This window comes from Bradyrhizobium sp., assembly GCF_019242285.1.
Classification (GTDB): Bacteria; Pseudomonadota; Alphaproteobacteria; order Rhizobiales; family Xanthobacteraceae; genus Bradyrhizobium.
This window is the reverse complement of sequence record NZ_JAFAVV010000200.1, coordinates 1-7,511: the sequence shown is the minus strand read 5'-3', so window position 1 is coordinate 7,511 and position 7,511 is coordinate 1. Positions and strand designations below refer to the sequence as shown.

The window sequence follows — 7,511 nt, the reverse complement described above, 5'->3', positions numbered from 1 at the left end:
TGCAGGTTTCGACCCAGTATCCCGGCGCCTCCGCCGAAGTGGTGAGCCAGACAGTGGCCACGCCGCTCGAGCAGGAGATCAACGGCGTCGAGAACATGATTTACATGAGCAGCCAGTCGACCGGCGACGGCAAGCTCACCATCACGGTCACATTCCGCATCGGCACCGACCTTAACGTCGCGCAGATGCTGACGCAGAACCGCGTGCAGGACGCGCTGCCCCGCCTGCCCGAGGACGTGCAGCGGCTCGGCGTGCAGGTGCGTAAGTCAACGCCCAACATCCTGCTCGCCGTCCACCTCTATTCGCCCGATAGTTCGCGCGACACGCTCTACATTTCGAACTATGCGACGCTGCATGTGAAGGACGTGCTGGCGCGGCTGCCCGGGGTCGGCGACGTGCAGATCTTCGCCGGCCGCGAATATGCCATGCGGATCTGGCTCGATCCCGACAAGGTCGCAGCCCACAACATGAACGCGAGCGAGGTGCTCGCCGCGCTGCGCGCCCAGAACGTCCAGGTCTCGGCCGGGGTCCTGAACCAGCCGCCGGTGGCCTCGAAGCAGGCCTATCAGCTCAACGTGCAAACGCTCGGGCGGCTTTCCACACCGGAGCAGTTCGCCTCGATCGTGCTGAAGTCGGACAATGAGGGCCGCGTGACGCGGCTGCGCGACGTCGGCCGCGTCGAGATCGGCGCCGCCGATTATGGCTCGACGGCGTTCATGGACCGCGGCCCCGGCATGCCGCTTTTGATCTTCGCCCAGCCCGGCGCGAACTCGCTCGCCGTCGAGCACGAGGTGCTCGACACCATGCAGAAGCTGGAGAAGGATTTCCCGCCGGGCCTCAGCTACAAGGTGATCTACGACCCGACCATCTTCGTCGGCAAATCGGTCGACGAGGTGATCAAGACCATCTTCGTCGCGATCCTGCTCGTGGTCGGCGTCGTGTTCCTGTTCCTGCAGAGCTGGCGCGCCGCCATCATCCCTGTGATCGCGATTCCCGTCTCGCTGGTCGGCACCTTCACCTTCCTCTACGCGCTTGGCATATCCCTGAACAATTTGTCGCTGTTCGGCCTCGTGCTCGCGGTCGGCATCGTCGTCGACGACGCCATCGTCGTGGTGGAGAATGTCGAACGCAATCTCGAGCGCGGCATGACCCCGGTCGAGGCCGCGCATGTCACCATGAGCGAAGTCGGCGGCGCGCTGATCTCGATCGCGCTAACACTGTGCGCGGTGTTCGTGCCCTCGGCCTTCCTGTCCGGCATCACCGGGCAGTTCTTCCGCCAGTTCGCCATCACCATCGCGGCCTCCACCGTGATCTCCTGCTTCGTCTCGCTGACCCTGAGCCCCGCGCTGTGCGCGGTGCTGTTCAGGGCGCATGAGCCCGGTCACAAGGCGAAGGGCTCGTGGATCGCCCGGCTGGTCAACGGCGGATTTGCCCGCTTCAACCTCGGCTTCGAGTGGCTGTCGACGAGCTACGGACGGCTGACGCGGCGGCTGGTGCAGATCACGGGCGTCGTACTCGTGGTGTATGCGGCTCTGATCGGCCTCGCCGGCTACCAGTTCGCCCGCGCCCCCACCGGCTTCATCCCGGAGCAGGACCAGGGCTATCTCATCACCGTCGTGCAACTGCCGCCCGGTGCCACGCTCGATCGCACCGAGGCGGTGGTCAAGAAGGCGATCGACATCATCCTGTCCACGCCCGGCGTCGAGCATGTCGCGCCGTTCGCGGGCCTCGATGCGACCACCTTCACGATCGCCTCCAATGCCGGAACGATCTTCTCCGGCCTGCCCTCGCTCTATAACCACAACGTGCCCGGACTGACGGCGACCAGCGTGCTCGCCGATCTGCGCAAGCGGCTCTCGGTGATCCAGGAAGCCTATGTGCTGACGATCCCGCCGCCGCCGGTGCAGGGCATCGGCAATGCCGGCGGCTTCAAGATGATGGTGCAGGACCGCGCCGGCCTCGGCTCGGAGGCCTTGTCGAAGGCGGCGCAGGCGCTGGTCGCCGCCGCCAACAAGGACCCGAGCTTTGCCGGCGTCTTCACGTTGTTCGGCACGCGCTCGCCGTCGGTCTATGCCGATATCGACCGCGAGAAGGCGGAGAAGGTCGGGCTCACGCCGACCGACATCTTCAACACGCTGCAGGTCTATCTCGGCTCGCAATATGTCAACGACTTCAATTATCTCGGCCGCACTTATCAAGTGATCGCGCAGGCCGATGGCTCGTTCCGGCAGGATCCGCACGACATCGCGCGGCTGAAGGCGCGCAACGGCTCGGGCGAGATGGTGCCGGTCGGCACGGTGGCGCGGCTGAAATCCGAGAACGCGCCCTATCGCGTGCCGCGCTACGACCTGTTCCCCGCCGCCGAGGTGATGGGCGTCGCCGCGCCCGGCGTGGCCACCGGCACCGCGCTGCATCGGATGGAGGAGCTCGCACGCGAGGTGCTGCCGCCCGGCATCGGCTTCGAATGGACCGAGCTCGCCTTCCAGCAGCAGCAGCCCGGGACCTCGTCGCTCCTGGTGTTCGGCGCGGCCGCGTTGTTCGTGTTCCTGGTGCTCGCGGCTCAATACGAGAGCTGGAACCTGCCGCTCGCGGTGGTGATGATCGTGCCGATGTGCCTGTTGGCCTCGGTGACCGGGCTGTTGTGGCGCGGCATGCCCATCGACGTGCTGGCGCAGATCGGCTTCGTCGTGCTGGTCGGGCTCGCCGCCAAGAACGCGATCCTGATCGTCGAGTTCGCGCGCCAGACCGAGGAAACCGGCGCCACCCCGGGCGAAGCCGCGGTCAGCGCGGCGCGCACGCGGCTGCGGCCGATCCTGATGACGTCGCTGGCCTTCGTGTTCGGCGTCGCGCCGCTGGTGGTCGCGACCGGGGCCGGCTCCGAGATGCGGCAATCGCTCGGCACCGCGGTGTTCGCCGGCATGCTCGGCGTGACCGCGTTCGGCCTGCTGTTCACGCCGGCGTTCTATACCGTCGTCCGCAAGGTCGGCGGCAAGCGACGCGTGCAACGCCGTGACGTCGTATCGACCGGCAATGCGGACGACAGCCACGCCGGCGCCGTGCGTGCATCCAGCGGGGTGAGCTGAAGCAGGCAAGCCTGCGGTCACAGGTCCTTCTCCGCCAGCTCGCGAAAGGCGTCGGGGACCGAGCGGGAGATGCCGAGCGCCACCGAGCCGTAGCCGATGGCGTCCCATCCGAAGCGATCGCGGATCTTGTCGACCGCACAGTCGGCGGCCCATCGCGCCAGGCCCAGCCTGGTGCCCGGGCGACGCGCCTCGTCGTGCAGGGCGAGCGGAAGCTCGAGGTCCAGGTCCCAGGAGTCCTCCAGATGCGAGACGGAGATCGCGAGCAGCGAGATCGTCTTCTGCTTCGGCCGCTCCGCGAGGATCGCGCGGACCAGTTCTTCGGCGAGGTCGGCCAGGATTCGGGTCGCGCAGATCGGCGCATCGAGCGTGACCGATCGGCTGACGACGGCCATGTTGGTGAAGCGCACGCGCACCGTCACGGTACGGCCGGGCCTGGATTTGGCTCGAAGCCGTGTGCAGATCCGATCCGCGAGGTGAAGCAGCGTCGGCCGAAACACCCGCTCCTCGGCGGGCTTCCTGCCGAGCGCCGATTGCGCTCCGGCCGATCGGGCCCGCCGCCGCACCTTGATCTCCCGGGGATCGCGATTCCACGCCAGCGCGGCAAGCTTCTCCCCCGCGGCGGGGCCGAGCAGCCGCTCCAGCGCTCTCCCCGGCAGCTTCGCAAGCTGCCCGATCGTCTCCACACCGGTCGCCCCGAGTCGGGCCTTCGTCACCGGGCCGACGCCCCACATCAATTCGACGGGCAGGTGGTGCAGGAACGCCAATTCGTCGTCGGGATCGACGACCACGAGCCCGTCGGGCTTGGCCACTTGCGAGGCGATCTTCGCCAGATGCTTGGTGCGGGCCACGCCGATCGAGATCGCAAGGCCGAGCTCCCGTCGCACGCGCGCGCGGATGGTCCGTGCGATCTCGGCCGGCGGACCGAACAGATGCGTGCAGCCGACGACGTCCGCGAAGGCCTCGTCGATGGAGATGCGTTCGACCAGCGGCGTGAAATCGCCGACCACTCTGATGGCGGCGTCGCCGAGCCGTTGGTACTCCTTGAAATGCCCGTTGACGAAGATGAGTTGCGGACAGAGTTCCCGCGCCTGCCGTCCCGGCATGCCGCCGCGGACGCCAAAGGCCTTGGCTTCATAGGATGCGGCCAGCACCACCCCGCCCCCGACCGCAATCGGCTTGCCGCGCAGCGACGGGTCGAGCAGTTGCTCGACCGACGCGTAGAAGGCGTCCAGGTCCGCGTGCAGGATGGTGGCTGTCATTGCCATCCCGGCCCCTTGCCGTGGTCTCAAGGGTTCCCGTAACCAGAACATAATGAGAACATTTCTCACCTGTGTCAAGCGCGCCGAACGGTCCTTGCCGAGGCGCGAACTCCATGCTCGCCAGCTCCTGCAATTCCGCGATGTCCGTGTCCTTGAAACTTATGATCTGCATGGTGAATGCCTTTCGGATTTCCGGCGCCACTCGCATCCGCGAGGACACAGCCCGACGAGCTCGGTGAACGCGACGGTCCTCACTCGGCTTCCCGCCAAGGGCGTCGGCAGTCGGCAGTGCGCCGGTTCCCCGAATTTGGATCGTTTGCCCTCAGCCAGCGTTATCGTCCCAGCTTCACGAGATGATGCGAGGACCCGATGCCGCGAAAGCAGACCATCGAGAAAGCCAGGCGGGACAAGCGCGCCGGCAAATCGGCGAGCACGCAGGCCGGCGAGTTCGTGCATGAGGAGATCGACCGGATTCGTCACGGCGAGCACGGCGCACGATCGACGAAGCAGGCGATCGCGATCGGCCTGTCGGAAGCACGGCGCGCCGGCGTCAAGCTGCCGCCGCCGAAACGCGGCCAGGCAAAGAAGCGCACCCGTCGCAGCGCCGAATATGCCTATGAGGCGGGTCAAGGCCGGCGAAAGACGCGACGGCGGCCCCGGGTCGCGCGCGCCGTGAAGCAGGCGCTGAAGCGCGAGCCGCGATCCACCGCCTCGCGTGGCGCGCTCTCCCGCCAGAGCAAGCGCGCTGCGAGCCGCCGCAGCGCCGCCTCGCGCACGGCCGCAGCCCGCAAGGCGGTGCGCACCAAGGGCGCCAAGGCGCGTTCGGCGGCGGCCAAGAAAGCCGCCCGGACCAGAGCCCGACGCCGGCGCTGAACAGACGACCACCCACGGACGAGGCGATGTCATGACCAAGCCCCGCGAGCCCAACGGCGTCGAGCCCGAGCGTTCCGAGGACGACATCCAGCGCGAGCAGTTCGGCCCGCGCGGCGTTCCGGGCGCCCCCGATCCCGCCAGGATGACGCCACAACGCGAGAAGAAGACGCCCAAGCATGTCGATCCCGGCCATACCGCCTGACTCCTTCGGTGAGGATGCAGTCTCGCCGCGATCACCGGTGTGGTATCCCAGAGATACACGTCGCGCGAGCGGCAAAATCCGCATAGGTTAAGGACGGCGGCGCCGCGCCGCCGTACAAGGCCTTCCGACCTTGGAGATATGGGAGGAGCCGGGATGATCGAGGGCAGCTTCGATTCACGCACATTGACCAAGATGAACATGGCGCTCGACCGCGTCTGCCGGACATTGCCGAATGGCGAGGATCACGCCGTCCGCAAGCGCGTCGCGGAGAAGATCGTCGCATGCGCAAGCCGCGGGAGCACGACGCTCGATGAGCTGGCGGCGGCGGGCGCCCACCTCGATCGGGAGACCGAGATGAGACCGGCAGCGGCGCGGTCAACCGGACGCTGAGCAGCCAACGCGAAGCCGAGGCAAGCCGCGCCTCCGCCGCGCGGGCGCGGCATCGTGTGCATTCCGGTGCGCGTCCATGCGAGCCAAGGCGCTTCGGATTTCGAATTGTCAAACGGCATGCGTGCGCGTTCTCACGGCGCATTCGGCGCCCGAGTTCTGCAAAGCGAGACCCTCTGATAGGTGAGAGGGCGCAGGGAAGACCGGGTGCCGGCTGGCACCCATGGCCCCCGTGCAACAGAAACGCACGGGGTAGGAACCACAGGCTCAGCCGAGGTGACCCGGCCTTCCCTGCGCGGTGGTTTTAACGTGTATAGCGCGCTCTCCCGGGTGAACGGGCTTGATTGCCACCCTCACTTCGCAGGATCTCGTCGAGCCCGCAAAGCTTGATCCCAGCGTCGCGGGATCAGGACCACACGCCTTTGCGTCCGCGCCGATGCCGTTCGTCTCGCAGCACCTCGCGTCCACCGCAGCCCGCCCCGCGTATCGTGACGATCGCGCGTACACCCCCCTCGTCGGGACGGGACGGTGCGCATAATGCACCCGATTTGGGGTCGGCGTCAAGTTAATTTCCGAAAAAGCGAATAGTGCGTAGGATGGGCAAATCGTACTGAGTCACAAGAAGACTCAAGCCATTGAATCGACTCGTCTTTGTGCAAATATGGTCGTTCCAAAAAGCTCAAGAATTTCAACGAGAGCACCATACATGGACTTAGTACTAAGGCGCGCAGCGCCGTGCCCGCCGTCTATCGATCCCAACGCCTTTGCATGGTGGGCACGCTGCGCTTAGCCCACCCTACCGGACCGCGCTTAGGAATGGCCGTTGCGCCCCGCCCGCACCAGGCGACCCGGCATCGCGCCGGTGTGCTCGCCGCGCTCGAAGATCGGAATGCCGGCCGCAAGCGTGGCTTGGTAGCCGTCGACCCGCTGCACGAAACGCCGGCCGCCGGCCGGCATGTCGTGTACAAGCTCCGGCTTGTGCAGTTGCAGACGGTCGAAGTCGATGATGTTGACGTCGGCACGCATACCAGGCTGGAGCCGACCTCGGTCCGACAGGCCGAAGAAGTCGGCGGTTTCGCTGGTCTGCCGCTTGACCAGTTGCTCGAGGGGCAGACGTGGCCCGCGGCTGCGGTCGCGGCCCCAATGCGCCAGCATGTAGCTCGGCAGGCCCGAATCCACGATCGAGGTGCAGTGTGCGCCGCCGTCGCTCAAGCCGAGCAGGCAGGCCGGGTCATTGAGCATTTCGCGGATCGGCTCGTGATCGCCCGCCACGTAGTTCACCACCGGGAAGTACAAATACTGGTTCTCCTCGATGATGTAGTCGTAAGCCACCTCATCGGGCGTACGGCCCGTGCGCGCGGCGATCGCCGCGACGCTCTTTTCCTCGCCCGGCTCGTAGTCGGGCGGGTCGCCCATCGTGAAGAACTTGTCCCAGCGGCTGGTGATGAGCTGGCGGAACTGGGCGAGCTTCGCCACCTCGGCGTCGGAAGGTTTTTCGGCGAGGATTTTCCGCCGCAGCTCTGGATCGCGCAGCCGACGATGCTGCTCGTCGAGCGGCAGGGTCTCGATCTCCTTGTAGCTCGGCCGCACCGTGAACGGGTTGAGCGCGGTGCCGATGCCCATCATCACGCCGATCGGACGGCCGGCGATCTGTGCGGTGAGCGGCAATCCGTCGGCGCGCGCCGCATGCACCGCCTTCATCAGGCG

Annotated in this window: 6 protein-coding genes; 4 read left to right on the top strand and 2 right to left on the bottom strand. The window is 66.8% G+C overall.

What is annotated here, in order from left to right; translation table 11 throughout:
* The coding region (locus tag JOY90_RS07575; RefSeq protein WP_291690527.1) for an efflux RND transporter permease subunit at positions 1-3,083 on the top strand (3,083 nt) is incomplete at its 5' end.
* Positions 3,084-3,100: 17 nt separating this feature from the next.
* Here the strand turns inward: JOY90_RS07575 and dinB are convergent.
* Entirely contained in the window at positions 3,101-4,348 is a 1,248-nt protein-coding gene (dinB, locus tag JOY90_RS07570; RefSeq protein WP_367276890.1) for a DNA polymerase IV, read from the bottom strand.
* Between the two features lie 363 nt (positions 4,349-4,711).
* On the opposite strand from dinB, the gene JOY90_RS07565 reads away from it, so the two are divergent.
* From JOY90_RS07565 to JOY90_RS07555, 3 genes are all read left to right on the top strand, one after another.
* Positions 4,712-5,215 carry a DUF6496 domain-containing protein gene (locus JOY90_RS07565; protein WP_291690525.1) on the top strand — a complete coding sequence of 168 codons (504 nt, stop codon included), beginning with the start codon at positions 4,712-4,714 and terminating at the stop codon, positions 5,213-5,215.
* Positions 5,216-5,246: 31 nt separating this feature from the next.
* Positions 5,247-5,417, top strand: a complete 171-nt coding sequence (locus JOY90_RS07560) for a hypothetical protein (protein WP_291690524.1) — start codon at positions 5,247-5,249, stop codon at positions 5,415-5,417.
* Between the two features lie 153 nt (positions 5,418-5,570).
* Positions 5,571-5,807, top strand: coding sequence for a hypothetical protein (locus JOY90_RS07555; protein ID WP_291690523.1), 237 nt, complete (start codon positions 5,571-5,573; stop codon positions 5,805-5,807).
* A gap of 807 nt (positions 5,808-6,614) precedes the next feature.
* On the opposite strand, the gene JOY90_RS07550 is transcribed toward JOY90_RS07555, so the two are convergent.
* Positions 6,615-7,511: amidohydrolase family protein (locus JOY90_RS07550; RefSeq protein ID WP_291690522.1), on the bottom strand; the 897-nt coding region annotated here is incomplete at its 5' end.

Coding starts and splice junctions, on each gene's coding strand:
- JOY90_RS07565 (WP_291690525.1), top strand. CDS start 4,712: ATGCCGCGAAAGCAGACCATCGAGAAAGCCAGGCGGGACAAGCGCGCC.
- dinB (WP_367276890.1), bottom strand. CDS start 4,348: ATGGCAATGACAGCCACCATCCTGCACGCGGACCTGGACGCCTTCTAC.
- JOY90_RS07555 (WP_291690523.1), top strand. CDS start 5,571: ATGATCGAGGGCAGCTTCGATTCACGCACATTGACCAAGATGAACATG.
- JOY90_RS07560 (WP_291690524.1), top strand. CDS start 5,247: ATGACCAAGCCCCGCGAGCCCAACGGCGTCGAGCCCGAGCGTTCCGAG.